The 541-nt window shown below is 58.8% G+C and carries 2 protein-coding genes; both read right to left on the reverse strand.

What is annotated here, in order from left to right; all coding sequences use genetic code 11:
- The coding region (locus AB4Y74_RS17740; protein ID WP_441800480.1) for a heavy-metal-associated domain-containing protein at positions 1–163 on the reverse strand (163 nt) is incomplete at its 3' end.
- Positions 164–344: 181 nt separating this feature from the next.
- The coding region (locus AB4Y74_RS17745; protein WP_441800479.1) for a hypothetical protein at positions 345–541 on the reverse strand (197 nt) is incomplete at its 5' end.

Here is a 541-nt window from a genome sequence, read left to right on the forward strand (position 1 = left end):
CCGTCTTGGTCGGCAGGTCGACTTCGATCTTCGCTGCGGCGTCCAGATTCTTGACGGCCTGGGCGATCCGGCTCGCGCAGCCACCGCAGGACATTGACTGGATGATGAACTCTTGCATGAGAGACTCCTTGATTGAAAGTGGTTCCAGTTTCAGGCTTGACATCGTGTGAAGGTCAAGCGACTGGCATCAAATCCTTCAACGGCGTGGTTTCTTGCATTCAGGCTTTTCAAGAGGCCGGGCGAAGCGAATCGCAGGAACAGTTGGTCAGCGTCCTCGTGACTTGTCTCTGCGAGGCAGACGCAAGGGGGGCTGAATGCATACAGACAAGGACGCCGCCGGGCCTCTAAGACTGGCCGGCGGCGGACGCGATGTCTGTCAGACGCTCGCTCCACCAGGACTTCCGGCGCTGCCACACGATGACGGCCACGAAGATGACAACTCCAACGAGCCAGGCGACGAACATCGTGCCGACAACATTGGTTGAAACCCATCGTCCCGTCACATACATGCCTACCTCCTGAGGCGAGGGCAGCTCTGGAC

The organism is Leifsonia sp. RAF41 (assembly GCF_052114085.1).
In the GTDB taxonomy this organism is placed as follows: Bacteria; Actinomycetota; Actinomycetes; order Actinomycetales; family Microbacteriaceae; genus Leifsonia.